Origin of the sequence: Mesorhizobium sp. M0761, from assembly GCF_040320205.1 — a bacterium.
In the GTDB taxonomy this organism is placed as follows: Bacteria; Pseudomonadota; Alphaproteobacteria; order Rhizobiales; family Rhizobiaceae; genus Mesorhizobium.
This window is the reverse complement of record NZ_JAMYPF010000033.1, coordinates 1-23,884: the sequence shown is the minus strand read 5'-3', so window position 1 is coordinate 23,884 and position 23,884 is coordinate 1. Positions and strand designations below refer to the sequence as shown.

The window sequence follows — 23,884 nt, the reverse complement described above, 5'->3', positions numbered from 1 at the left end:
CGGTCTGTTAAATGCGCCACATTTGTATCTGCAATGTTCCACCAAAAGTGTGGTTTTGTAACAGAGATTGCACAGTCCAAAAACATTTATGCTGTCAGAGGATCGATCGCAGGTGTCGATCGATGCGGTAGTCTCGCAGCCAGCCAACGGCTAAAGAGCGAGGGCAGGGTCGAAGATTGAACCTCTCGCTCAATATTCTCGTAGCTCATCCGTTGACGCGTTAGGCATAGCAAAAGTCTCAAATCGCCGCGCTCAATGACGAAGGCAAAACCATTTCGGTCGTCCTCGTCGACAACAAGGCGGCCGGCGCCATTGCGATGCGTGATGAACCGCGCCCGGACGCCTTGGCTGGTCTCAAGGCGCTGACGGATTCCGGCATCAAGACCGTCATGCTGACCGGCGACAACAAGCGCACGGCTGCCGCGATCGGCAAACAGCTCGGCATCGAGTTCCGCGCCGAGCTGCTGCCAGAAGACAAGCAGCGTATTCTTGGAGAGCTGAAGGGACAGGGGCTCATCGTGACAAAGGTCGGAGATGGCATCAACGACGCGCCAGCGCTTTGCGGCGGCCGACGTGGGTATTGCTATGGGCGGCGGCACTGACGTGGCTCTCGAAACCGCTGATGCGGCTGTGCTGCATGGCCGTGTCCGCGACGTCGCCGCCATGATTGCGCTGTCGAAGGCCACCACGGCCAACATCAAACAGAACATCACCATGGCCCTTGGAAGGCGGTGTTCCTGGTCACCACAGTTATCGGCCTTGTGGCCGGCGATCATGGCCGATACCGGCGCGACCGTTCTGGTGACCGCCAATGCCATGCACCTCCTGCGCTGGAAAGGGGCGGCGTGACGAACAAGCGGTCCTTTGTGCTAGACTTGAAGCATGGCTGAATCGCACTCCCATTCGCATCTCTGGCCCGGTGTCCCCCTGGCGCTAGGCTCCGCCGCCCTGTTCGGAGCGGTTTCGCCATTCTCCAAGCTTATCCTTGACTCAGTGAGCCCGCTGATGCTCGCGGGCTTGCTCTACCTCGGCGCCGGACTAGGGCTGGCGTTGTTCTGGCTGTACCGCCGTTCGACCGGCGGGGATCAAACAGAAGCTTCGCTGCACAGGGCCGATATTTCGTGGCTGGCAGCAGCGATAGCCATGGGCGGCATCGTTGGACCGGTCCTGCTTATGTCCGGGTTAGCTCTGACCACGGCGTCGAGCGCAGCATTGCTGCTGAATGTTGAAGGCTTGGCCACCATGGCGATTGCTTGGCTAGTCTTTCATGAGAATGTCGATCGTCGGCTGCTGCTCGGCGCGGGCGCCATCCTCGCCGGTGCCATTGTGCTGTCGTGGGCGGGGCAAGGGATTGCGGTCAATGCGGGTGCACTCCTGGTCGTCGGCGCCTGCCTCGCTTGGGGTATAGACAACAACCTGACCCGCAAAATCTCGGCGGCCGACCCGGTGACGATCGCCATGCTCAAGGGCTTGGTGGCCGGCACTGTCAACATTGGCTTGGCAGTGGTGTCCGGCGCCGTGTTTCCGCATGCCGCGTCCTTGGGAGCGGCGGCCGTCGTGGGCTTTCTTGGCGTCGGCGTCAGCCTGGTGATGTTCATCCTGGCCTTGCGCCATCTCGGTACGGCACGCACGGGGGCGTACTACTCGCTGGCGCCCTTTATAGGGGCCTTCCTGGCCATTGTGCTGGTCGGTGAGCCCCTAACCTTGCGGCTGCTTGTAGCGGGTGCCCTGATGGCTTACGGCCTTTATCTTCATCTCGCTGAAAGACACGCGCACGAGCATGACCACGAAGCGCTGGAGCACGAGCACAGCCATGTTCATGACGAACATCATCAACATACCCATGACGGGCCGGTGACGGAGCCGCATTCGCATTGGCACCGCCATAAGCCTATGAGGCATTCTCATGTGCACTATCCAGACCTTCATCATCAACATCGGCACTGATCTCCGACGAGTGCCGCGATCAATATGATGTCCAAAGACCAGGCGGGCACCAGTCGTCCATCTCGGCTATTTCCGCAACAGTTGGTGGTCCGGCGAAATGGCTCGATGAGGCAGCCTCTGCCGACGTGGGGGCGCTCTGCCAATTCCTGCCCGGACCGGCCTCCAGCCATGGCCGGACCGCCGCACAGCGGTGTAGACGATGTCTGCTTTCAGGCAGTGACCGCGGAATGCTGAATGGCCGACAAGAGGCGCATAGCTGACATTTGGCGAAGCGCCCAGACTTTGGAGCAGGACTTCAAAATTTGCCGAAATAGAACCTCCCCGTCGGCTTGTCGTCCTTCATCCAGATCAGCGCCTGGGTCATGGAGTCGACCTGGTCGTCGTGCTTTCCGTGCGGAAATGCGAGCACCTCAAGCAGGAAGTCGTCTCGCCAATGCGCGTCTTTCGGAAGATTGACGTTGCCGTTTTCGATCATTGCGGCAACACGTGACAGCCGGCTTTCCTTGTCGGTTCTGGCTTTTACCGGCGTGGTGCTGATGTCCTGGCTTTCCAAGTCGGCGATGAGGCTTGAGCCGGAACCCGCATCCTCAATGAGGATGATGTCGGGGGAGTGCTCCAGAAGGGAGTTTTTCACCGCCTTGATGAGGTCTGGGTAAGCTGCCCGGACGCGGACGAGATCGAGGAGATAATAGTTGTTGTCGTCTTTGGCCCATGTCGTTCCGACGGAGTAATCGCTGGAGGGGTCGCCCTTAAGCGCGGTGTCCCAGCTTTGAACGATGGTCATCGACCGACGGTCGAACTGATTTGGATCGTAGTCGCGAAACCACACCCTCTTGACCATGTTGCCGTCCGGTGGGGCAGGGGATTGTTGGTACTGCGCGGAAAAATTGAGCGATCCTAATAGGCGCTTTAGACCGTCCAGTTCGGCGTGTCCCAGACGCGCGGGGTGCAGCAAGTCGCCAAGCTTGCGATCGTGCCAGCGATTTACACTTGTCTGGACGCGTTCGTCCTGCTCGGCAATCGCCGACAGGTTCAAATGCTCCCAGCCGCCAGTCTCCAGAAGCACGCCTGCTAGGTCGTCGACATGCAATCTTTGCATGACAAGGACGACCGCACCGGCAGCCGGATTGTCGAAGCGCGACATCAATGTCGTGCGAACCCAGTCGGCGCACCTATTGCGAGCCGATTCCGAATGCGCTTCATCTGCCTTCAAGGGGTCATCGATAATGATGATGTCGCCACCCCGGCCGGTTAGCTGACCACCGGTCGAGGTCGCCAGGCGTCCACCGCCGAGCGTGGTCTGCAGTTCATTTTCAGTGTTCTTGCGCGGGCTAACTTTGAAGGTCGGAAACATCGACCGGTACCAGGCGGTGTTGACGACTGTTCGAAAGTCGTTGGCGTGCTTGACCGCAAGAGGTTGAGCATAAGAGACGCAGATCATTTTCTTCGACGGATCGCGGCCAAGAATCCATGCCGGGAACGCGACCGAGGTGGTGACCGACTTCAACGATCTCGGTGGCATCGTAATGATCAGGCGCTTGCAATTGCCCGCGGATACGCGCTCGAGCTGATGCGCAATGGCGCGGATGTGCCAGTTGGGCAAATACTTGGCGCCTGGATCGACAGCGGAGAAAGCCAGGGCCACGAAGGTCGCCAGGTCAACGCGGGCCGCGCCCAACAGCAGCTGAAGGGCAGTCGGTGCAACGGGCGAGGAGGATGGTCGGCCCGGTAGGGAGAGGGGGGCGTTCATTCCTCATCTCCTTGGTGGCCGGTCTTGGAAGGGGTCTCGGTATCGTTCTCTGACGAGTCCTTGTGGTCGAGATAATCCCGCATCATCTCGACCACCGCCGTTCCCAAGCGCGCCGGGTGAAGAAGGTCTTCGATCTTGCGCACGTGCCCACGATTTGGGCCGGTCGGAATGCGTGCGTCCTCGTCGGCGATGGCGGATAGATTGAGATGCTCCCAGCCGCCGGCCTCTAGAAGAACACCCGCAAGATCGTCGACATAGAGACGCTGCATCACGAGGACGACGGTACCTGTGGCCGGATTGTCGAAGCGCGACATCAACGTTGTGCGAACCCATTCGGCGCACTTGGTGCGTGCCGTCTCCGAATGGGCATCCTCCGCCTTCAAAGGGTCGTCGATGATGATGATGTCGGCGCCGCGGCCGGTAAGCTGACCGCCTGTCGAGGTCGTCAAGCGGCCGCCTCGAAGCGTCGTCTGCAACTCGTTCTCGGTGTTCTTGCGCGGGCTTATCTTGAAGGCCGGAAACATCGAGCGATACCACCGCGTGTCGATCACGCTTCGGAAGTTGTTGGCATGTTTGACGGCCAGCGGCTGTGAATAGGAAACGCAGATCATTTTCTTGGAGGGATCGCGCCCAAGAGCCCACGCCGGGAACGCCACTGAGGTGGTGACAGATTTTAGCGAGCTGGGCGGCATCGTGATGATCAGGCGCTTGCACTCTCCAAGCAGTACCCTCTCAAGTTGGTACGCGATCGCGCGGATATGCCAGTTGGGCAAATATTGCGAACGATCGATGGCCGAGAAAGCTAGCCCGACAAACGTCGCCAAATCATTGCGGGCTGCATCTAAGAGGACGTGGAACGGTTGGGACGCTCCGACGATCCCGACGCTGGCCGCTGCGGCTCGAGAAACTGCGTGTTCATTGTCACTCTTTCTCGTCGGCGGCCAAGTCGCTGTTGCTGCTTTCACCCCCGTCAGTTGGCTGGTGATCGAGATAGTCGCGCATCAACCCGATCATCGTTTGCGGATCGAGCGGACCGGCTTCCGCACCAGCTTCGCTGGCTTCATCGGGCTCGACCGCCCTCATGCCGAGTTGAAGAGCCTGCACTGCCGACCTGTAGTCGCCAGCAAGCGCATTGTTGCGCATCTTGAGCAGGATGGCTTCTAGCGCAGGGACAGTCGTGGTCCTGCCATTCTGCTGGATCGGGATCGGAGCGAAGAGCGTGTCACTTATCATGGTTCTGATGTTCTTCTTTCCCTTCGGTCGGCCTTTCGGGTTGCCTGACTGGCCTTTCGCGAAGCGATGCTCAGTCGGCGGTTTGCCGTAACCGACTTCGTAGTCGTCGGGTTCTTTGCTCCTTCCTCTTCCACGGTTACTCACAACACGCCTCCGCGGTCTTGATTTCCGTGGCCGCCGACAAGTTCGAGGACGCATCGATGTTGGCCTGAATGCGCTGCTCGCTTAGTTCCTCGAAAGTCTCACCGGTAGCTGCAAGCGTGGCAGGCTTTCCAGTGTGCCTCTCGAAACGTCGAATGATGAGATCGCAGTAGTGAGGATCGATCTCGATCAGGCGCGCTGTGCGACCGGTCTTTTGCGCTGCAAGCAACGTGGTTCCCGAGCCTCCGAATGGATCGAGGACGACGTCACCGCGCTTGCTGACGTCGAGCAGCGCATCGGCAACCAGATTGATCGGCTTGACGGTTGGGTGGGCTTCCAAGTCCGTCATCCTATCGGCGCCAAAGCTGTTGATGCCGCGATAGGTCCAGACGTTGCTGCGGTGACGACCGTGCTTGCCGAGTTCGACGTTGTTGCGGTGTGGTTCCTTGCCGTTCTTGAACACCAGCACGAGCTCATGCTGCGAACGGTAGAGGCTGCCCATGCCCGCGTTGGTCTTGTTCCACACACATAGGTTAAGCAGGTTGCCGAAGGTTTCTTTGCCAGCCCCAATGGTCTCTGCGATGTGGCGCCAGTCCATGCAGACGAACGCGATCGCACCCTGTTTGGAAAAAGCGGCGATCTGCGCGAACGACTGTTCTAAAAACCCGGCGAACTCGTTCTCGGACATCTCGCCGGAGGCCATTGCGAACTCGCGATGCTGAGTTTTGCCCAATCCGGTGACATGCCCGCCGATTGGAACGTTGTAGGGCGGATCGGTAAAACACATCGATGCCTTTTCATTCTGCATCAGCGCTGCGAAGACTTCGGCCGAGAGTGCGTTGCCACAGATCAGGCGATGACCTCCAAGCAGGAATAGATCGCCCGCTCGAGCGACCGCAGGACCCGCCGCCTTGTCCGGTAGCGCAACCTCATCCTCCTCGTCGGCATCGTCCTTGTTGTTGGGCGAGAACTCGCCGATGATAAGATCGACTTCAGGGATCTCGAAGCCAGTGAGGCCCACGTCGAAATCCAAATCGACCAGAGCCTGAAGTTCGATGGCCAGGATTTCCTTGTCCCAGCCGGCCCTCTCGGCGATGCGGTTGTCCGCAACGATATAGGCGCGCTTCTGCTTCTCATTGAGATGAGTGATGGAAAGGGTAGGCACCTCCTTCCACCCCAGCAGGCGCGCCGCGGCAAGACGGCCATGGCCGGCAAGCACGTTGTTGCTCTCGTCGATCAGGACCGGGTTGGTGAAGCCGAACTCCAGGATGCTGTCGGCAATTTGCTTGATCTGCTTCTTGGAATGCATACGCGCGTTTTTGGAGTAAGGGATGAGGGCGTCGATCGAAACGGTGTTGATGTTGGTGGGCATGAGATCCTCTGGTATTGGGCGCCGGACAGCGAGCGCGACATGCCCAAGAATCTCAAATTGTGATTCACGAATAGAGTAAAAATGCGCCGTTCACCGAAATGTATTCGGAAAACGGCTTTGTGACAGCATTTCATGCACGGCGGCCTAGATCTAGGCCAACAAGATATTTTGCCGCAACCGTGAACTGCTTCCTACCATCGGCAAAATATTCTGGCAGTCTGTTCTGGTGCTATTTCACGCCAAACATGTTTTGGAGGTCAGTTTCCATGACTGGTCGGTCGCGTTTCGCACGAGCATGGAAAGGACCGGACTGCGAACGGCCCGATATTCAGGAGCACATCGATCAGGCCGATTCCGAGAACTGATTTAGACAGCATTCTGGGCAAGGCGCGATGCCAGCCCCTTTGCTTCTTCAGGACTCAACTGGGTGAGCGCGGTCCGCAGGGCTTCGCAAAGTTCGTCGAGCATTGGGTCACTACACGGTGAGCCCATGTGACGATGTGCTCGGTGGTGGAAGAAGAGGCAAAGCCAGAGATCCAGCGCATCGCCTTCCCATCTGCCGGCCTTTCGGGCATGCGCCGACATCGCGTTCGAACGATTGGCAAGAAAGTCCAGTCCCCCGGCTACCTCACACCCGTTCAGAAAGTGAGCAAAGCGGTCCGTCTGATGGAAGGTGAAGGGAGTCGGGATGGCCGAGAAGTCTCCCCTCAAGGCCAGCCGCTCCCATTTGAGAAGCCGCGTCATTCGGCAGCCTCCGCGAGCACACTGAGCCGAGGCCGCATTAGCGAGACGAACCGATTTGCTGCATCGCAGAGCCAGTCGAGTTGCTGTTCATCGCCGAGGAAAGTCGACCGCAGCTTGAACACGCCGATTTCCGCATGATTGGTGCAGAGGATTTAAACCTCACGATCACGTCAAGACCGCTTTCAGCGCGCAATCCTGCGATGTCATTGTTGAATTCGTCAAATAGCGTCTGACCGTCTTCATCGCGAAAAGCTAGAAACAGGCAGACCTCGCCGTTGGCGCCGGTCGAGCGAAAACCGGTCAGCCAGCCGATTGGTTCGGGCAGAGGTATCCTCACCCAATTGTCTCCGCCATGGCGTGGTGGCAATTGATCGGGATGGTCGAACTGAGTCCGTTCGATAAACCGTTGCCAGAAGGCGCGGTTGGTTGCTCGACGGCTACCTCGTTCTGGATCGACAATACTCTCCATGGTTTCAGCGGGGAGGGTGATTGCGATTTCTTGGCTTTCCAGTTGAAGCGGCAAGCCACTAACGTCGACCAAAACTCTTTGCTGTAGAATCTCGGTCCGCAATGGCACCGTCGGCACAACCAGGATGTTCCCGGAAGCCGCTTGCCAAAGCTGAATTTCCAGGAGTGCCAATTGCGCTAGTCCCACGCTCTGGGAGTTCAGGTGATCGGTTATTGCATGCGTTTCGGAGCGAATACCGTCGCCTGCGACAATGAGTTGGAAATCGCCGAGCTTCAGGGACCTCGTCACCGCATCAACGAATGCCGCTTCCTCCAGGTCCGGCCATAGGTGTCCTGCCACGGCGTAGATCGGATTGGGCTCGGCACTGGCCAGCTTGCATTTGAGCGCTGAAGTCAGATCGCCGAAACTCCAGCGTCGCAACAGAGCAGGATATTCAAGAATTTGCGCCAGCACCTCGCGGCGCGATTGCGGATTGCGCCAAAGTTTGCATTCGACAACGACCAGCCGGCCGGTCCTGGTCACCCGTAAAAGGTCGGCAAAGACTGTTCCGCCCATGCGAGGTATGGCGAGTTCGCAACATAGCGGAACCACCTCGTGAAGCCCGCTGCTAAGGCGATCGGCGACCAACAGCTCAGGATGCCGAAACAAGAGGTCGCGAAGCCAGTGCTCATCGTAGCTGTGTGGCATGGGCGCCCCCGTGCTCCGAAGGAGTGAGTGGCGGGTCAGCGGCGTCGCGCTCCTGCGGATAGAAGCAAGGCGCTCATTTCTGATTGGTGCCCCTTACGTCACTGTTCATGTTTTTCAAGAGATACGAAGTAGACTTCATGGCGACGACCAATGCTGAAGCTGACTTCGTTGTCAACTCGAAATACCGAAGTCACGCCTCGAGTATGAGCGACTCTTTAAAGCGGACTATAGTCGCCCGAGATCAAGCTGCGCGGCGCGGCGCCAACTTCAGTCAGGAGGTTCTGGCTGACCGCGTTGGCCGCACGCCAGAGAGCATCTCGAACATTGAGCGCGGCAAACAACTTCCCAACATCGAGACGCTTGCAGAGCTTGCTCGCGTGCTCAACGTACCGCTGACGGATTTCTTCGAAGGTTTGGAAAAGAGACGCACAATTTCGCGCGAGCGGGCGGAACTGGAGGCCGAACTCCTCGAAACCGCACGCCAATTGGCACCGCGGCTTGTCAAACTTGCGGTGGAGCAGGTGAAGGCGCTGAGGCAATTGGGCTAGCGATTGAGCGAACAGCTCGATCTGTTATGCCAGGCTTCAGATTTGATCGACAACGCCTTTAGTGGCGCTTGATCCGGCCGTTCGATTTGCTACATGGAATTTTGGGCAGCAGGGGGTTCTCCGTTTCTTATGCGATGGGCATTCTTCAGCGCGTGGTTGGCCTTTGCGCTGATCTCGGGGCGCGCAGCGGCGGCGGATATTCAACTTATCGACTCCAATGGCACAGTCGATATCATTGGCGTTTCGGGCGAGATCGTTCAGGGCGATGCTGATCGCTTTTACGATCTTACGCTGAACCGCGGGCGTGTCCTCGTTCTCCTCCAAAGCCCCGGAGGCTTGATAGAGGAAGCGCTCCAAATTGGGGCCAGAATCCGTCTCAGCAGCTATGTGACATCGGTGGGTGCAGATGGAGAATGCTACTCGGCATGTGGTTTGATTTGGGTCGCTGGTGTTCGCCGCTATATGTCGCCCACCTCGAAGATCGGATTCCATGCGGCCTATACGGAAGAGAACGGCCAGTACAAAGAGAGCGGGGTCGCGAACGCCGAGGTCGGATCGTATCTGACCCATCTTGGACTTCGTATCGAAGCTATTCGCTTCTTCACGATTGCTGGGCCAACCGAGGTGCGGCTCCTTTCCTCGGAAAGTGCGAGAGCTCTCGGCATCGATGTTTTTGAACAGGACAGCGGGCAACTGAGCACCCCGAGTGACGCGCCGACTGCGGACGTCTTTGCCGATCGGTTCGTGTCCTACACGCTCTTGCAGTCACGCTGCGCGGAGTTTTTCCAACCAGACGAGGACGTTATCGATCGGGCTGTCAGGGAAGCCTTTGATGAAGGGAATCGCATTGCCGGTAAGGAGAACTGGATAGGCTTATGGACGCCGATGCTCGACGAGGTGAAGTCGGCACTAAAGAGCCGAGGAGCTCTCTTCGTCTGCTTGGAAACCGTTGCGTTCATGGCAGACCACCAGCAGCCAACCGGTATTGGCAGCCCAAGTTTCGATTGCTCGAAAGCGACGACGGCAACTGAGAACGCGCTGTGCTCTGACGACCACTTGTGGGCCAAGGACCGGGCAATGAATGCAATCTACCGATATATCCGGGGCTCGAACAATGTGAACGTTCGCAAATCCCTGCTAGCCAACCAACGCGAATGGCTACAGCACCGGAATGCGTGCGGTGGGAGCAGAGCCTGTCTCAATCGCTCCTACGACGACCGATTCCAGCTGATGAAGGATATCGACGTATCGGTGCCGGTGAATGGGCAGTGAGGTTCAAAGGCCCAAGTGGCGTTCGCCTGCCTCGGTCGCAAAACGCTCGTTCCTACACCTATCACAACTGGATGCTCGAATCTCTTCAATCTAAAGACAGAGATTCTTTGACCGCAGCTGGAAGGGCGATTTGGGATGGCCCGAAACGCTCATCGTGCTTACAGACACACCCAACAGCAGCCGAAAGCCAATATTGACACCGCCGCGCCTCACCCGGGTCTCCAGTTATTGCCAGTCCCTCATGATATCGATAACATGTTTTTGGTATCGGGTTCCGGAGGTGGTTCATGAAGGCGAATAGAGACCAGGTAAGCCGTTTCGCGAAGCGTGAAACGTTCGCGGCGCGAGCAACCGCCGGAGTGGCTTGATGGCCAAGGCAGTGTCCTCAACGTCCGGCAATAACCATGCGCCAACTATGGTTGACGTGGCCCTGCGGGCAGGTGTGTCCACCATGACCGTTTCACGCGCACTGAAAGAGGGCAGCCGGGTTTCCAAGGCGACACGGGAAAAAATCATGGTCGCGGTCAACGACCTTGGTTATGTGCTTGACCAGTCAGCCGGCAGCCTGTCCTCGCGCAAGACAGGGTTCGTTGCGGCTATCGTCCCGTCGATCAACAATTCCAACTTCGCTGACACCGCTCGCGGCATTACCGACGAGCTTGAAAGCACGGGGCTGCAACTTCTGCTCGGCTACACCGACTACACGGCTGAGAAGGAAGAACGGTTGATCGAAGCGATGCTCCGTCGGCGGCCGGAAGGCATTATCCTAACCGGCGGCGCTCACACGGATCGCGCCCGCCGCCTTTTGAAGAACGCCGGAATTCCAGTAGTCGAAACCTGGGAGTTGCCGGTAAAGCCGATCGATCAAGTGGTTGGGTTCTCCAACGAGGAGGCGATGGGGCTTCTCGTCAAGACGCTCGCCAGGAAGGGTTACCGAAAATTCTGTTACATCGGTGGCACGACCTCGCGCGACACGCGCGGCAGCCAGCGGCGCGAAGGCTTTGTCAGAGCCATTGAGGAGCTCGGCCTGCCGACCGGGCGCCTCGTTTCCTTTGGCGTGCCGCCGATATCCATCGAGCAGGGCGGCCAGGCCGTCGTCAGCATGCTGGAGCGTTGGCCGGACACGCAAGCCGTACTCTGCGTTTCGGACCTTTCGGCCTTCGGCGCACTGATGGAATGCAAGCGCCGGGGCATGCGGATCCCGCAGGACATCGCAATTGCCGGCTTCGGCGACTACGAGGTAGCCGCCTTTTGCCATCCCGGCATCACCACCGTGAATGTCGACTGCTACGGGATCGGGCAACAGGCCGCTCGCAGATTGATCCAGGTGATCCGAGGCGACGAGAAACGACACGGCCAAGAAATCGTGCTCACCGGCTATCGCGTCGTCGAGCGCGAAAGCACCTGAGTTCCTGCATCGATTCAAACGCAGCGAAGGGCAGCCCAATAGCGATGTTTCGCGAGACCATCACCCTCACGCATCACGGTGCTTTGAAGGCCGTTGCAGCCGGAGCAGCGCGCGCCGTCACGATGGGCGTGCCGCAATGTCTCGTGGTCGTCGATGCGAGCGGCGAAGTCCTCGCCAGCCTGCGCATGGATGGCGCGCGGTTCCTCAGCATGCGTACGGCGCAGGCGAAGGCGCGCACCGCAGCGTCAATAAACGCCGCTACCGGCGGCATGGCGTTCGAAGCGGCGCTCTCAGCCGGTATCGCTTCGCAGGGCGGCGTGACCAATTTGCCCGGGGGCTTGCCGATCCGCTTCTGCGGGCGGCATCGGCGTCGGTTCGGGAACCGGCGATCAGGATTTCGATGTGGCACGCGCCGCGCTGGCGGCGATTGGCGCCGACGTGATTTAAGGCGATGTGCCGATGCGCCTCCAGCGCAACCGAAGGATCTTCAGAACGCGATCTGAACCTTCATGGATTTGTTTCGGTCACCGGCGATGTCGAAAGCCGCGACAGCCTCGTCGAGAGGATAGATGCCGGTCAGCAGTGGTTTGACATCCACCCGGCGGTGATTGATCAGGTCGACCGCTAGGGCGAACTCGTCGTGGAAACGAAAAGTGCCGCGCATCTCGATCTCCTTGGCGACGATGAGGTTCTGCGGGATCGACAGATCGCCGCCGAGACCGAGCTGTATGAGCACGCCGCGCGGCTTGATCACATCGAGCCCTGCACGCACAGCGCGCTCGTTGCCGGAGGCCTCGAGCATCACATCGAAACTGCCCTTGTCGACATTGTAAGCGGCGAGCTTTTCGCCATTGGTCGCGACATTGATCGTACGGTCGGCGCCGATCTCCAGGGCCTTGGCCAGCACGGCGTCTATGACATCGGTGACGACGATCTCGCGCGCGCCGTGGACGCGTGCGGCAAGGATGCAAAGCGCGCCGATCGGCCCGCTGCCGGTGACCAGAACCCGCTTGCCGAGCAGCGAGCCGGCGCGGTTCATGGCATGCAGCGTAACCGCAAAAGGCTCGGCGAAAGCGGCCTCGTTGATGGAGATATGGTCGGCGATTTTGTGGCACTGCCACGCCTCGGCGACAAGGCGCTGGCGGAACGCGCCCTGTATATGCGGCATCGGCATGGCACTGCCATAGAAGCGCATGTTGAGGCACTGGTTCTGCATGCCTTGCAGACAGTAGCGGCAGGTATTGCAGGGACGGCTGGGCGAGATCGCGACGCGGTCACCAATGGCAAACGCGGAAACGCCGCTGCCCACGGCTTTCACCGTGCCAGCGACTTCGTGGCCGAGGATCATCGGTTCGCGCAGGCGGATCGCGCCGAAGCCGCCATGATTGTAGTAGTGCAGGTCCGAGCCGCAGATGCCGCCGGCTTCGACCGCGATCTCGACCTGTCCGTCGCCAGGGGAGCCCGGATCGGTCTCCTCGACCCGCAGGTCTTTTGCCGCATGGATGACGATCGACTTCATGATGGGATCCTTTCTCAGACGACCGGTGTCAGCAAGGCCTGTCCGCCGAAATGAGCCGCGAGATTGTCGCGAACGAGCTGACCCATGGCCTTGCGGGTCTCCACCGTGCCGCTGGCGTGGTGCGGTTGCAGCACGACGTTGGCAAGCTTCAGGAAGCGCTCGTCGATGGTTGGCTCGTTCCAGAACACGTCGAGCCCGGCACCCTTTATGGCACTGGATTCCAGGGCCGCGAGCAACGCAATCTCGTCGATCGTGCTGCCGCGCGAAATGTTTATGACAATACCGTCTGCTCCGAGCGCTGCCAGCATCGACGCATTAATCATGTGTTTCGTGCTTTCGCCGCCGGCGAGCGTTACGATCAGAAATTCGCTATCGCTCGCCAGTTCGAGCAGATCGCTGACGAACGTATAAGGAAGATCGTCGCGCTTGCGGTTGTCGAAATAAGAAATCGTGCAGTCGAATGCAGCGGCGCGCTTCGCCACCGCCGCACCGACGCGGCCCATGCCGACAATGCCCAGCCTTTTTCCACAGACACGCGTGACCAGCCCCATATTGCCCTTGCGCCAGCTTCCATCGCGCACGTAGGCGTCGGCCTGCGGGATTTTTCGCGCCACGGCGAGCAGCAGCCCGATGCCGATATCGGCTACGTCCTCGGTTAGAACATCAGGTGTATTGGTGACACGAATGCCATTCGCCTTGGCATAGGCAAGGTCGATGGCGTCGGTGCCCACGCCGTAGCAGGAAACGATTTCAAGCTGCGGCAGCTTCGCCATCAGCGCAGCACTTGCGCCAAGCTCGCCGCGCGTAGCTATGGCGCGGATCGCGCCGGCGTGGCTTGAGAGCAGCGCGTCCTTGTCCTCGGACTGCCAAAGTTTATGGACGCGATATTTCGCTTCAAGATCTCCCATGTCCCAATCCGGATAGGGACCTGTCATCAAAATGTCGGTCACGGCGTCATCTCCTGTGCATTTTTCCAATTGACTATGTTATCGATAACATTCATGTCAATAGGGACTGGCGGCAGGTGCGTTGGAAATCGTGGCCGCTCCAGGAAACATTGCTCAGGAGGAGCGTTTGGGCAGTTCGTTGTTCGATTTGACCGGCATGCGGGCGCTTGTCACCGGCTCGGGGCAAGGGATCGGCCTGGCGCTGGCCGAGGGGTTGGCGCAGCACGGCGCCGAAATCGTGCTCAACGGACGCAGCGCCGAAAAAATGAAAACGGCTGCGGATGCACTGACAGCGAAGGGACATAAGGCCCATAGCGCCGTCTTCGACGTCACTGATCATGCAGCGGTGGCGAACGGCGTCGCGGAGATCGAGGCGACTATCGGCGCCATCGATATCCTTATCAACAATGCCGGCATGCAGTTCCGAATGCCGCTCGAGGATTTCCCCGCTGACAAATGGGAGGAACTCTTGCGCACGAACATCTCCAGCGTGTTCTTCGTGGGACAAGCGGTGGCGCGGCACATGATCCTGCGGCGGCGCGGCAAGATCATCAACATCGCCTCGGTGCAAAGCGAACTGGCACGGACGAACATCGCGCCCTATACGGCCACGAAAGGCGCTGTGCGCAACCTGACGCGCGGCATGTGTGCCGATTGGGCGAAGCATGGCTTGCAGATCAATTCCATCGCGCCGGGTTACTTCAAGACGCCGCTCAACCAGGCGCTGGTCGACAATCCCGAATTTTCGGCGTGGCTGACCAACCGCACACCGGCGGGTCGTTGGGGCGATGTCGGCGAATTGGTCGGCGCGGCGATCTTTCTGTCGGGACCGGCCTCATCCTTTGTCAATGGACACACGCTCTATGTCGACGGTGGCATCACGACCTGCCTTTGAACCCGCGCTCATCGTCGTGATGGGTGTCAGCGGCTGCGGCAAGACCAAAGTTGGCGTCGAGATCGCCGCGCGGCTTGGCCTTGCCTTCGTTGAAGGCGATACGCTGCATCCGCGCAGCAATGTCGAAAAGATGTCGGCGGGCATACCGCTTGCAGACTGCGATCGATTGCCTTGGCTGGATCTGGTCGGCGCAGCCTTGCGCCAGGCTCGTGAGGAGGGTCGCGGGCTAGTCGTCAGCTGTTCCGCGTTGAAGAAACCCTATCGCGATAGGCTTCGCGATGCGGCGGGCGAATCGCTGGTTTTCGTATTCCTGGAGGGGTCGCATTCGCTGCTGCAAGCCAGGCTAGCCGCGCGCCGCGGCCACTTCTTTCCACCGGCGCTGCTCGACAGCCAGTTCGCCACCCTGGAGCATCCAGGCGACGAGCCGCTGGTGGTCACAGTGGACATCGACGCGCCTGTCGACACGATAGCCGATAGAGTGTTGCAGGGCCTGGGTGCACTTGGGGTCGACCCTGCCGGGATCAAGGAAAAAGGCACGTTGAAATGACGCAACCAACAAAAGTCGCCGTTGTCGGCGCCGGCATCATGGGGTCGGCGATCGCCACCCGCCTGATCGAGACTGGGCTAGCCGTGACGGTGTTCGATCTGGACAAGGTCAAGGTTGCAGCGCTGACTGCAAAGGGTGCGGCTGCGGCCGTGTCGGTTGCCGAAGCAACGCGGGAGAGCAGCTTCGTCATCCTCAGTCTCAACCATGCCAATATCGTGCGTTCGGTGGTGTTTGGCGATGGTGGTGTGGCGGCTGCGGCGTCGTCGGAAAAGCTGCTGATCGACATGTCTTCGATCGATCCTGTCGACACCGCGCAGATGGCCGGGAAGCTGTCTGCCGAGACCGGCATGAGATGGCTCGACTGCCCGCTTTCGGGCGGCGTTCCCGGCGCGCTGGCCGGCCGGCTGACCGTTATGGCGGGCGGTGAGGCGGCAGACTTCGAACACGCGCGCACGGTGATGCAGCATCTCTGCGCCAACTACACCTTGATGGGACCGAGCGGGGCAGGCCAGACGACCAAGCTGATCAACCAGCTCTTCTGCGCGGTGCTGTTTCAGGCCGTCGCCGAAGCGGTCAAGCTTGCTGAGGCCGGCGGCGTCGATGCGAAGGCAATCCCCGCGGCACTCAAGGGCGGGCGGGCCGACTCCAGCATTATGCAGGAGTTCATGGCAAAATTCGCTGCCCGCGATTTTTCGCCGACCGGCCGCATCGATAATATGCTGAAGGATCTGGATTCGCTGCAGGCCTTCGCGCTGAAAACCAAGACCCCGATGCCAATGACCGGGCAGGTGGTAGAGATCCACCGTCTGCTTTGCGCCGCAGGGCTGGGGCCAAGGGATTCGGCTGAGATGATGCTTCTGCTCGACGGCAAGACCAGTTGATTGGCTGGCCTGAATTTTCGTCGTCGCTTGACGCTTAGAAATGTTATCGATAACATCATTGGGGCGATCTTGGGAGGAACGCATTGTGACCGAGGAAAAACTGATCGAGTTCAAGTCGATTACCAAGGAGTTCGGCGGCACCCGCGCGATCTCCGACGTGTCGCTCGATCTGCACAAGGGCGAGATCCTGGCGCTGCTTGGCGAGAACGGCGCCGGCAAGTCGACACTGATCAAGACGCTCGCCGGCATCCACCGGCCGGACGGCGGCAGCATCCTGTTTCGCGGCGAGCCCTATCACCATCGTCCGCCGCAGCCGAACCACCGCCAGCCCGTCGCCTTCATCCATCAGGATCTCGGTCTCATCGAATGGATGACGGTCGGCGAGAATGTCGGCTTGGCCCAAGGCTTTTCGCTCCGCTCGGGGCTCATCGACTGGCGATCGACCGAGGCGAGAGCGCGTGAGGCGCTCAAGCTGGTCGGATGCGATTTCGATCCGACGACACGCGTTCAGGATCTGACGCGCACCGAAAAGTCGCTGGTTGCCATCGCCCGCGCCCTGGCCACCGAGGCCGATGTGCTGGTGCTCGACGAGCCGACAGCCAGTCTTCCCGCTGACGAAGTCGAGCGGCTGTTCGACGCCATCCGCCCGCTCAAGCAACGCGGTGTCGGTATGATCTACGTTTCGCATCGGCTCGACGAGATCTTCCGCATCGCCGACCGGGTCGCCGTGCTGCGCGACGGCAGGCTGGTCGGCCAGAAGAGAGTCGCCGATACCAGCCCGGACGAACTTGTCGAGATGATCGTTGGTCGCCCGGTGAACCAGGTTTTCAGCAAGGCTCAGACGCAGGCCGGCGAAACGGTGTGCACGGTCCGTGACCTGGTCTGCGCCGGTGCCGGCCCTGTCTCTTTCGACGTGCGCAAGGGTGAGCTGCTCGGTCTGGTCGGCCTTCGCGGCGCCGGGCAGGAACTGGTTGGTCGGACGCTGTTCGGGTGTCAGGTTTTCTCCGGCTCGGTGACGATCAATGGCGTTGTGCCCGACCTGTCGAGCCCGATCGCGGCAATGTCGGCCGGCGTCGGCCTCATCGCACGCGACCGGACCGAGGAATCGATAGCAGCCTCCTTGTCGATCCGCGAAAACAGTTTTCTCAATCCCGGCGCCGGTAAGCGTGGCCTGTTCTCGTTTTTGGCGCCCTACAAGGAGGCGGCGCTGGCGCGTGAGATCGGCGGGACGGTCGGGCTTCGCCCCAACGATCCTAACCTGCCGATCGAAGCACTGTCCGGCGGCAACCAGCAGAAGGTGATTGTCGGCCGCTGGCTGCACACCGACCGAAAGTTGCTGATCGCCGAAGACCCGACCGCCGGCGTCGACGTCGGCGCCAAGGCCGAGATCTACCGGCTGATCGGCCGCGCACTTGAAGCCGGCCTCGCCGTCGTCGTGGTGTCGACCGATTTCGAGGAGATCGCCCATATCTGCCACCGCGCCCTGGTGTTTTCACGCGGACAGATCGTGCGCGAACTCACCAGTAACGACCTGACCACATCCGCCGTGATCACCGCGGCATCGGCTTCGGAAGCCGCCTGATCTTTCTGGGAGCGAACCTCATGCAATCGATCGAATCCAGCGCACTCGAACCGACCCGTGGCGAAATGGCAGGCTTGTCGTTGGGGCAAAAAATCATCCGGCTGCTGCCGGTCTACGGGCTGGTGATCCTGACGGCGCTGCTGATCCTTTTGTTTTCGACCCTGCTGCCAAACACCTTTCCAACCCTGCTCAATTTGCGCTCGATCATCTCCGACAAAGCAATCATCGCGCTGCTGTCGCTGGCGGCGATGATCCCGATGGCTTCTGGCCGCATCGACCTCACCGTTGGCTACGGCATCGTGCTGTGGCACATTCTCGCCATCAGCCTGCAGACCATGTTCGGCGTTCCGTGGCCGCTGGCGGTGATCATCGTGCTGCTTCTCGGCGCTGCGACCGGCTTCCTCAACGGACTACTGGTCGAAGTTGCCCGCATCGACTCTTTCATCGCCACGCTCGGCACCGGCACCGTGCTCTATGCGCTGGCGCTCTGGCACACCGGCGGCCGGCAAGTGGTCGGCGTGCTGCCCAACGGCTTTTACGCCCTCAATGGCACGATGGTATTCGGGCTGCCTATCACCGGCCTTTATGTGCTGGCGATCGCCGCAGCACTCTGGATCATCCTCGAATATCTGCCGATCGGCCGCTACGTCTATGCCATCGGCGCCAACCCGAAGGCTGCGGCTCTGAACGGCATTCCGGTGCGCCGCTTCGTCATCGGTGCCTTCATCTCGTCGGGCTTCCTGACGGCGCTGACAGGCGTGCTGCTCGCCTCTAAGCTGCGCATCGGCCAGGCCAGCGTCGGGCTGGAATATCTGCTGCCGGCGCTCGTCGGCGCCTTTCTCGGTTCGACCACCATCAAGCCCGGACGCGTCAATGTCTGGGGCACGATGACCGGCGTTGTCATCCTGGCGGTCGGCATTTCCGGCATCCAGCAGTTCGGTGGCTCGTTCTTCGTCGAACCGCTGTTCAACGGCGTGACGCTGCTCGTCGCCATCGGCATTGCCGGTTACGCCCAACGCAAGCGCGGCGCGGCGAACAGGGCCAGGACCAAGACCGCAACGCAGCCCTCGAAGTGACCAGCCGAACCCATCCGGGAATAGTGGAATGAGCGACTACGAGATTCTGGACGACCGGTTCCGAAAGCTGACGATCGGGCATGCCAAGCTCGAACGGCTGTGGACCGGGAGCCGCTGGGCGGAAGGACCGGTCTATGTTCCGGCGGCAAGGCATTTGCTGTGGTCGGATATCCCGAACGACCGGTTGCTGCGCTACGACGAAAGCGACGGCTCGGTCAGTGTCTTCGAAACCCATTGCAACAATCAGAACGGCCATACGCTCGATCGTGAAGGCCGCGTCGTCGCTTGCGACCATCGCGGTCGACGCATCTCCCGGCTTGAGCATGATGGGCGATGGCAGTCGCTTGTCGAAGTCATCGACGGCAAGCGGTTCAATTCACCGAATGACGTGGTGGTCAAATCCGATGGCACGATCTGGTTCACCGACCCCGTGTACGGCATCGACAGCCACTATGAAGGCATGATTGCCCGACCAGAGATCGGCGGGTCCCATGTCTACCGGTTCAACGAAGCAACCTGCGAGGTGGGTGTCGTCATCACTGATCTGGTGCAGCCGAACGGGCTGGCCTTTTCGCCCGACGAGACCATCCTCTACGTGTCGGATACTGGCGCAAGCCATGTTCAGGGCCTGCCGCGGGCGATCAAGACCTATGATGTCGCCGCGGACGGACGCTCGCTGCGGTCGCACGGCACGCTCGCCGAATGCGAAGCAGGATTTTTCGACGGCTTCCGCGTCGATCGCGATGGCAACATCTGGGCCTCCAGTGCCGATGCGGTTCGCGTCTACGCGCCGGACGGGACGCTGATCGGGCGCATCCTGGTTCCCGAAATCGTCTCCAATTTGTGCTTCGGCGGTCCGAAGCGCAACCGGCTCTACATCACCGCCCAGACGTCGCTTTATTCCATCTATGTCAACGCGCATCCAGCCGGTTTGGGCCCGGTGGCTGGGCAAATCAGCCAGTGACTTGGCGCCCGAAATCGAGTTCCGGAAGACCAGACAATTTTTTTGAAACCAAGGGAGGTACCAACATGCAACGCAGAACATTTCTAAAATCATCCATCGCCTTGATGGCCATCACAATCGCTGCTCCGGTCCTGTTCGCCGGCCAGGCACGGGCGGACGCGATGGCCGACGCCATGGCGGTGGTCGAAAAATATGCCCAGAAGGTCACCGCCTGGGACGGCCCGGCCACCGGTCCGAAGGCCCAGCCGGGCAAGACGATCGTCGTGCTCGCCGGCGACCTCAAGAATGGCGGCATTCTGGGCGTCACCACCGGCGTCGAGGAAGCCGCCAAGGCGATTGGCTGGGAGGTCAAGGTGATCGACGGCGCCGGCTCGATTGGTGGCCGCACCGCCGCCTTCGGCCAGGCGATGGCTCTGAAGCCGAATGGCATCGTCATCAACGGTTTCGACGCCATTGAGCAGGCGCCGGCGCTGGAACAGGCGAAGGCCGCCGGAATCCCGCTGGTTTCCTGGCATGCCGGACCGGTGATCGGACCCGACGAAAAGAGCGGCGTGTTCGCCAACGTCTCGACCGACGCCATGCAGGTCTCGACGGCTGCGGCCGACTGGGCCTATGCCGACGCCAAGGGCAAACCCGGCGTCGTCATCTTCACCGATTCGACCTACGCCATAGCCATCGCCAAGGCCGACAAGATGAAGGCCGAAATCGAGCGGCTCGGCGGCAAGGTGCTCGAATATGTCGACACCCCGATCGCCGAGACCTCGCAGCGCATGCCGCAGCTGACCACCTCGCTCTTGCAGAAATACGGCGATGCCTGGACGCATTCGCTGGCGATTAACGACCTCTATTTCGACTTCATGGGACCATCGCTTGCCGCTGCCGGCAAGGCCGGCACCGACGCGCCGATCAATGTAGCCGCCGGCGACGGTTCGGAATCGGCCTATCAGCGCATCCGCGCCGGGCAGTTCCAGAAGGTCACGGTCGCCGAACCGCTCAACTTGCAGGGCTGGCAATTGGTTGACGAGCTGAACCGCGCCATCGCCGGTGAAAAATGGTCGGGCTATCTGTCGCCGCTGCATGTGGTGACGGCCGACAATGTCGAGTTCGACGGCGGCCCGAAGAACGCCTTCGACCCGGAGAATGGCTACCGCGATCAGTACAAGAAAATCTGGGGCAAATAGGCCACCGAGGAGGGCGCATCACCGATGCGCCCTCATCCATGCAGACAATCAGGAACTTCAACATGATCATCCGCTACGCCCTCTTCGAAGGTGAAATCCATGCCGGGCGTGAGAACGAATTCCGGCACTTTGTCAAGGAGAAGCTGGTGCCGCTGTGGACGCAATTTCCCGGGGCGCAAGAGGTTCGCGTCCTGGATGGTACCGCGCGTGACGAGGGTGCTCCCGTCTACGCAATGGCTCTCGCCATTCGCTATCCCGACATGGACACCTGCAACCGGGCGCTTCAGTCGGATGTGAGATTTCAAAGCCGCGACGTGACGGGGGAATTGCTGAAGATGTTCACTGGGCGCGTTCATCATCATGTCTTCGAGGCAAATGAGTATCCAACCGGCTAGATCGAGCACGGCGACGTCTCTGCCAGATCTCGCAAACGCCCCCGGCATCTACATCGCCAGAACGTTCAAGTTTGAAGCGCCGTTCTGTTTGGATTTCCCTGTTGGGCCACGATCATTTCGCTGTTAGCCCGCGCCGGGAGTCCCTTACTAAGGCATTGAATCTGCGCCGAGATTCCGGCGCAAATTCGCCTTGAGCGCGGAAAATCGCCGAAATTCGCTGTTTTTCGGCGGCTAACAGGGAAAATCAGACAGAGACTGGTTCGCCAATGACTGCCAGCACCACCATAACCATTGATTTCATTATTAAAGATATGCCTCGGCCCAAAACGTTTTGGGCCCATTATGGGCCCGAAGAAAAGGGCACCCGATATGGGACCCTGCTCATGGTCGGTTGATTTCACTTACTTGACGACGCGCAGGGCCGCTCGCTGCTTCATCGCATCGCGTTTGGCCTCGCGCTCGTTGATGGCGCGGGCTATGTCGACGGCCATTCGCTTCTTGTTAGCCTGCCGGACATATTCGTCCGTCACCGTCATGGAAGAATGCCCCATCGCCTCCATGATGGCACGCGATTGGATGTTGCATTCGGCGAGATACGTGCCGAAGGTGCGGCGTAGCCCGTGGAGAGTGTAGCCCTCCGGAATGCCGGCCTGCTTGTTCCAATGTGCCATCATGCCGGTGAGGCTCTTTTCCGCGAATGGACGCCCATAGGCATTCTTCAGTACCGTTCCGCCTTTCGAACGGTCGAGCGGCGCCAAGGCTTGCGCCAGCTTGTCGAGGATGGGGATAAACATCTCGCGACCGCCGTGACGGTTGCGGTTCTTCTTCTGCCGGAAATCGAAGGCTTCGATCACCCCTAGGGAGCCATCGAACAGTTCGATCTCCTCGAAAACCAAATCGTCCCATTGCAACGAGGCGATATCGCCTCGTCGCTTGCCGAGCCAAAAGGCGAGCGTGTAACAGGTGCGCGGCGGGGAGCCGATCGGATGGCGCGCCTCGAACTTTTCACGAATGGGGACCGGCCACGCGGGATTGGTGGTGGATTTAGGAATGCGGACGCGGATCGACAGTGAGGGATTGTTCTGCGGTTTGCTCCATTTCTCAACTTCGATCCCCACCCACAGGAGCTTCTTGATTGCGACCAGCAGGTGCTTGGCAACCGTCCGGTTGGCGGCAAAGGCGCTTTCGACAGTCGCACGCAGATGGTCGGCGTCGAGATGTTCCTACTGGCGTATCGCGCCAAGTCAGCGGGTAGGCAGGTTCGACCTGCTCCGAAGGAAGCGTTCAATCAGCCTGGCATTCTTCCGCTGCGTTGCTTCGTCCAGCCATTCCATAGTCCCTTCAAGTCGCCGCGCTGCATGACCGAACGTCTTTGGCAACGCCCGACCGGGTAGGTCGATAATAATTGCCTTTAGGCCCTGGCTCTGGGGCGCCCTTTGTAGGCAGCCTCGAATTCCGGATCACCGGGCTGGCCGGGGAGGCGGATTTCAGGCATTCCCTTTGCACGATAGCGATAGACTGTCTTTCCATTTTTGAGGCGCGACGAAACGCCGGGGAAAGTGTCATCCTTGAATGGCCGGGCGATTAGGCCTCCTTCCAGTCCTCTACCGCCGCTTTTTCACATGCGGAGAGACCTCTATCATCGCTTCAAGCGAAAGGTTTTTGCTTTCGAGGGCAACGCGTAGGAGTTTCGGGTACGGGAAACCTCGACCTTGCTCGATGCCCTCGTATGTGCGTTTCGGTATTCCCAACACCTTCGCTGCACTCTCAGCAGTGAAACCTCCCTTCGAACGCCAGGCTTTCACATCTCGCGCAAGCTTGTCATTCTCGTTCACGTCATCATTCCACTCGGAGGATAATGGTACTACGCCCACAGCGTATACGCAATGCGCGTAGCTTCCTATCTTGTTGCCGCCTTCTGCTTACTCCGATCTAACAGTTCTTGGAGGCCGTTATCTTTGTCTGGCAGGGAGGAGAAAGCGATATCGAGGGTGACACGATCCCAAATCGTGCGACTGTTGATGAGCTTAGGCCTCGGCATGCGGCTATCGGCAACCATGGTTGTGTGCGTCAAGTTCTGCAAAATGGGGCAGCCATGATGCTGGTCATGCGGCTTGGCGCAGAGCGAGCTTCTTGTGCTCGCGCAGGTCGTCCATGTTGATGTATCGGTTGGCCTCCATCCAGTTTTCATTGGTCTCGACGGCCAAGGCCCTGACCAGGCGCAGGCAGCTTTCGGTATTGGGGAAGATGCGCACGACATAGGTGCGCCGGCGGATTTCCTCGTTGAGCCGCTCCAGCATGTTGGTGGATTTGAGATGCTTGTGGT

23 protein-coding genes and 3 pseudogenes are annotated in these 23,884 nt (G+C 59.9%); 15 read left to right on the top strand and 11 right to left on the bottom strand.

Going from position 1 to position 23,884, the window contains the following annotated elements:
- Positions 1-230: 230 nt before the first annotated feature.
- The 3 genes and pseudogenes from NKI32_RS30585 to NKI32_RS30575 form a co-directional block, all read left to right on the top strand.
- Positions 231-849, top strand: a pseudogene (locus NKI32_RS30585) (HAD-IC family P-type ATPase); the annotation flags it as partial.
- A gap of 33 nt (positions 850-882) precedes the next feature.
- Complete coding sequence (locus tag NKI32_RS30580; RefSeq protein WP_353005065.1) at positions 883-1,947, top strand: DMT family transporter; 1,065 nt, start codon at positions 883-885, stop codon at positions 1,945-1,947.
- Positions 1,948-1,996: 49 nt separating this feature from the next.
- Positions 1,997-2,114: pseudogene (locus NKI32_RS30575) on the top strand (chromate transporter); the annotation flags it as partial.
- A 128-nt stretch (positions 2,115-2,242) separates the two neighbouring features.
- Here the strand turns inward: NKI32_RS30575 and terL are convergent.
- The 6 genes from terL to NKI32_RS30545 all read right to left on the bottom strand — a co-directional run bounded on the left by terL (position 2,243) and on the right by NKI32_RS30545 (position 8,343).
- Positions 2,243-3,697 carry a phage terminase large subunit gene (gene terL / locus NKI32_RS30570; protein WP_353005063.1) on the bottom strand — a complete coding sequence of 485 codons (1,455 nt, stop codon included), beginning with the start codon at positions 3,695-3,697 and terminating at the stop codon, positions 2,243-2,245.
- Complete coding sequence (locus NKI32_RS30565; protein ID WP_353005061.1) at positions 3,694-4,521, bottom strand: hypothetical protein; 828 nt, start codon at positions 4,519-4,521, stop codon at positions 3,694-3,696. Before NKI32_RS30565 ends, terL begins: the two co-directional genes overlap by 4 nt.
- Positions 4,522-4,618: 97 nt before the next feature.
- Entirely contained in the window at positions 4,619-5,074 is a 456-nt protein-coding gene (locus NKI32_RS30560) for a DUF5681 domain-containing protein (protein WP_353005058.1), read from the bottom strand.
- A complete protein-coding gene (locus NKI32_RS30555) occupies positions 5,067-6,443 on the bottom strand; it encodes a site-specific DNA-methyltransferase (RefSeq protein ID WP_353005056.1) in 1,377 nt (458 codons plus the stop codon). Before NKI32_RS30555 ends, NKI32_RS30560 begins: the two co-directional genes overlap by 8 nt.
- A gap of 366 nt (positions 6,444-6,809) precedes the next feature.
- Positions 6,810-7,187 carry a hypothetical protein gene (locus NKI32_RS30550; RefSeq protein ID WP_353005054.1) on the bottom strand — a complete coding sequence of 126 codons (378 nt, stop codon included), beginning with the start codon at positions 7,185-7,187 and terminating at the stop codon, positions 6,810-6,812.
- Positions 7,188-7,224: 37 nt separating this feature from the next.
- On the bottom strand, positions 7,225-8,343 hold the full coding sequence (locus NKI32_RS30545) for a PDDEXK family nuclease (protein WP_353005052.1): 1,119 nt from the start codon (positions 8,341-8,343) through the stop codon (positions 7,225-7,227).
- 137 nt (positions 8,344-8,480) lie between these two features.
- Here NKI32_RS30545 and NKI32_RS30540 point away from each other — a divergent pair, with 137 nt between their 5' ends.
- From NKI32_RS30540 to NKI32_RS30525, 4 genes and pseudogenes are all read left to right on the top strand, one after another.
- On the top strand, positions 8,481-8,891 hold the full coding sequence (locus NKI32_RS30540) for a helix-turn-helix domain-containing protein (RefSeq protein WP_352915254.1): 411 nt from the start codon (positions 8,481-8,483) through the stop codon (positions 8,889-8,891).
- Positions 8,892-8,984: 93 nt separating this feature from the next.
- Positions 8,985-10,163, top strand: a complete 1,179-nt coding sequence (locus tag NKI32_RS30535; protein ID WP_353005049.1) for a lysozyme inhibitor LprI family protein — start codon at positions 8,985-8,987, stop codon at positions 10,161-10,163.
- Positions 10,164-10,530: 367 nt separating this feature from the next.
- Positions 10,531-11,571 (top strand): LacI family DNA-binding transcriptional regulator, encoded by a 1,041-nt coding sequence (locus NKI32_RS30530; RefSeq protein ID WP_050589318.1) that lies wholly within the window; start codon positions 10,531-10,533, stop codon positions 11,569-11,571.
- A 38-nt stretch (positions 11,572-11,609) separates the two neighbouring features.
- Positions 11,610-12,018: pseudogene (locus tag NKI32_RS30525) on the top strand (GlcG/HbpS family heme-binding protein).
- A 40-nt stretch (positions 12,019-12,058) separates the two neighbouring features.
- Here NKI32_RS30525 and NKI32_RS30520 read toward each other — a convergent pair.
- Both NKI32_RS30520 and NKI32_RS30515 read right to left on the bottom strand, forming a co-directional pair.
- Positions 12,059-13,090 (bottom strand): L-idonate 5-dehydrogenase, encoded by a 1,032-nt coding sequence (locus NKI32_RS30520; RefSeq protein WP_023716361.1) that lies wholly within the window; start codon positions 13,088-13,090, stop codon positions 12,059-12,061.
- Positions 13,091-13,104: 14 nt separating this feature from the next.
- Complete coding sequence (locus tag NKI32_RS30515; protein ID WP_031198705.1) at positions 13,105-14,025, bottom strand: 2-hydroxyacid dehydrogenase; 921 nt, start codon at positions 14,023-14,025, stop codon at positions 13,105-13,107.
- Between the two features lie 169 nt (positions 14,026-14,194).
- Between NKI32_RS30515 and NKI32_RS30510 the strand changes: the two genes are divergently transcribed.
- From NKI32_RS30510 to NKI32_RS30475, 8 genes are all read left to right on the top strand, one after another.
- On the top strand, positions 14,195-14,932 hold the full coding sequence (locus NKI32_RS30510) for an SDR family oxidoreductase (protein WP_031198706.1): 738 nt from the start codon (positions 14,195-14,197) through the stop codon (positions 14,930-14,932).
- Complete coding sequence (locus NKI32_RS30505) at positions 14,901-15,479, top strand: gluconokinase (protein WP_023716364.1); 579 nt, start codon at positions 14,901-14,903, stop codon at positions 15,477-15,479. The genes NKI32_RS30510 and NKI32_RS30505 overlap by 32 nt, the downstream gene beginning before the upstream one ends.
- On the top strand, positions 15,476-16,360 hold the full coding sequence (locus NKI32_RS30500; RefSeq protein WP_023731657.1) for an NAD(P)-dependent oxidoreductase: 885 nt from the start codon (positions 15,476-15,478) through the stop codon (positions 16,358-16,360). Before NKI32_RS30505 ends, NKI32_RS30500 begins: the two co-directional genes overlap by 4 nt.
- Positions 16,361-16,445: 85 nt before the next feature.
- Positions 16,446-17,942, top strand: a complete 1,497-nt coding sequence (locus tag NKI32_RS30495) for a sugar ABC transporter ATP-binding protein (RefSeq protein ID WP_023716366.1) — start codon at positions 16,446-16,448, stop codon at positions 17,940-17,942.
- Positions 17,943-17,962: 20 nt separating this feature from the next.
- Positions 17,963-19,018 carry an ABC transporter permease gene (locus NKI32_RS30490; protein ID WP_353005046.1) on the top strand — a complete coding sequence of 352 codons (1,056 nt, stop codon included), beginning with the start codon at positions 17,963-17,965 and terminating at the stop codon, positions 19,016-19,018.
- Between the two features lie 28 nt (positions 19,019-19,046).
- A complete protein-coding gene (locus NKI32_RS30485) occupies positions 19,047-19,982 on the top strand; it encodes an SMP-30/gluconolactonase/LRE family protein (RefSeq protein WP_023716368.1) in 936 nt (311 codons plus the stop codon).
- A gap of 104 nt (positions 19,983-20,086) precedes the next feature.
- The gene (locus tag NKI32_RS30480) at positions 20,087-21,163 is read left to right on the top strand and encodes an ABC transporter substrate-binding protein (RefSeq protein ID WP_373432856.1); all 1,077 of its coding nucleotides are present in this window, start codon (positions 20,087-20,089) and stop codon (positions 21,161-21,163) included.
- A 62-nt stretch (positions 21,164-21,225) separates the two neighbouring features.
- Entirely contained in the window at positions 21,226-21,558 is a 333-nt protein-coding gene (locus NKI32_RS30475) for a hypothetical protein (protein ID WP_023716370.1), read from the top strand.
- A gap of 401 nt (positions 21,559-21,959) precedes the next feature.
- On the opposite strand, the gene NKI32_RS30470 is transcribed toward NKI32_RS30475, so the two are convergent.
- The 3 genes from NKI32_RS30470 to NKI32_RS30460 form a co-directional block, all read right to left on the bottom strand.
- Complete coding sequence (locus NKI32_RS30470; protein WP_352626147.1) at positions 21,960-22,676, bottom strand: tyrosine-type recombinase/integrase; 717 nt, start codon at positions 22,674-22,676, stop codon at positions 21,960-21,962.
- 486 nt (positions 22,677-23,162) lie between these two features.
- Positions 23,163-23,393, bottom strand: a complete 231-nt coding sequence (locus tag NKI32_RS30465; RefSeq protein ID WP_084566247.1) for a helix-turn-helix domain-containing protein — start codon at positions 23,391-23,393, stop codon at positions 23,163-23,165.
- A gap of 270 nt (positions 23,394-23,663) precedes the next feature.
- A partial coding sequence (locus NKI32_RS30460) for a transposase (RefSeq protein ID WP_352843250.1) occupies positions 23,664-23,884 on the bottom strand: 221 nt, incomplete at its 5' end.

Bases quoted from the DNA above. Each gene is read 5' to 3' on its own strand.
- NKI32_RS30480 (WP_373432856.1), top strand. From the start codon at position 20,087: ATGGCCATCACAATCGCTGCTCCGGTCCTGTTCGCCGGCCAGGCACGG.
- NKI32_RS30550 (WP_353005054.1), bottom strand. From the start codon at position 7,187: ATGACGCGGCTTCTCAAATGGGAGCGGCTGGCCTTGAGGGGAGACTTC.
- NKI32_RS30540 (WP_352915254.1), top strand. From the start codon at position 8,481: ATGGCGACGACCAATGCTGAAGCTGACTTCGTTGTCAACTCGAAATAC.
- NKI32_RS30500 (WP_023731657.1), top strand. From the start codon at position 15,476: ATGACGCAACCAACAAAAGTCGCCGTTGTCGGCGCCGGCATCATGGGG.
- NKI32_RS30510 (WP_031198706.1), top strand. From the start codon at position 14,195: ATGCGGGCGCTTGTCACCGGCTCGGGGCAAGGGATCGGCCTGGCGCTG.
- NKI32_RS30505 (WP_023716364.1), top strand. From the start codon at position 14,901: ATGTCGACGGTGGCATCACGACCTGCCTTTGAACCCGCGCTCATCGTC.
- NKI32_RS30515 (WP_031198705.1), bottom strand. From the start codon at position 14,025: ATGACAGGTCCCTATCCGGATTGGGACATGGGAGATCTTGAAGCGAAA.
- NKI32_RS30490 (WP_353005046.1), top strand. From the start codon at position 17,963: ATGCAATCGATCGAATCCAGCGCACTCGAACCGACCCGTGGCGAAATG.
- NKI32_RS30555 (WP_353005056.1), bottom strand. From the start codon at position 6,443: ATGCCCACCAACATCAACACCGTTTCGATCGACGCCCTCATCCCTTAC.
- NKI32_RS30485 (WP_023716368.1), top strand. From the start codon at position 19,047: ATGAGCGACTACGAGATTCTGGACGACCGGTTCCGAAAGCTGACGATC.
- NKI32_RS30475 (WP_023716370.1), top strand. From the start codon at position 21,226: ATGATCATCCGCTACGCCCTCTTCGAAGGTGAAATCCATGCCGGGCGT.
- NKI32_RS30545 (WP_353005052.1), bottom strand. From the start codon at position 8,343: ATGCCACACAGCTACGATGAGCACTGGCTTCGCGACCTCTTGTTTCGG.
- NKI32_RS30535 (WP_353005049.1), top strand. From the start codon at position 8,985: ATGGAATTTTGGGCAGCAGGGGGTTCTCCGTTTCTTATGCGATGGGCA.
- NKI32_RS30520 (WP_023716361.1), bottom strand. From the start codon at position 13,090: ATGAAGTCGATCGTCATCCATGCGGCAAAAGACCTGCGGGTCGAGGAG.
- NKI32_RS30530 (WP_050589318.1), top strand. From the start codon at position 10,531: ATGGCCAAGGCAGTGTCCTCAACGTCCGGCAATAACCATGCGCCAACT.
- NKI32_RS30580 (WP_353005065.1), top strand. From the start codon at position 883: ATGGCTGAATCGCACTCCCATTCGCATCTCTGGCCCGGTGTCCCCCTG.
- terL (WP_353005063.1), bottom strand. From the start codon at position 3,697: ATGAACGCCCCCCTCTCCCTACCGGGCCGACCATCCTCCTCGCCCGTT.